We start from the raw sequence: 437 nt of genomic DNA on the forward strand, positions 1-437 counted from the left end.
CAGCGATTAAAATGGATATCAAAACCGATCGCCCGCGCTTTTGGGCATCGTGGTTTTACCCACAGTCTGCTGGCGGTATTTGCGCTGCTGGCAACCTTTTACCTTAAGGTTCCGGAAGGCTGGTTCATTCCGGCTGATGCGCTACAAGGAATGGTGCTGGGTTATTTGAGCCACATACTTGCCGATATGCTGACACCCGCCGGTGTTCCCCTGCTCTGGCCATGCCGCTGGCGTTTCCGCTTGCCTATCCTGGTTCCCCAAAAGGGCAACCAACTGGAACGTTTTATCTGCATGGCATTATTTGTCTGGTCGGTATGGATGCCCCATTCATTACCCGAGAACAGCGCTGTTCGTTGGTCATCGCAAATGATCAATACCTTGCAGATCCAGTTTCATCGGCTTATTAAGCATCAGGTTGAATACTAAAAAAGGCAAAA

Annotated in this window: 1 protein-coding gene; it reads left to right on the plus strand. The window is 50.1% G+C overall.

What is annotated here, in order from left to right; genetic code table 11:
• A partial coding sequence (locus EOS_RS42775; RefSeq protein WP_047898306.1) for a metal-dependent hydrolase occupies nt 1–426 on the plus strand: 426 nt, incomplete at its 5' end.
• Nucleotides 427–437: the final 11 nt, after the last annotated feature.

The sequence above is a fragment of the Caballeronia mineralivorans PML1(12) genome (genome assembly GCF_001028175.1).
Lineage (GTDB): Bacteria > Pseudomonadota > Gammaproteobacteria > Burkholderiales > Burkholderiaceae > Caballeronia > Caballeronia mineralivorans.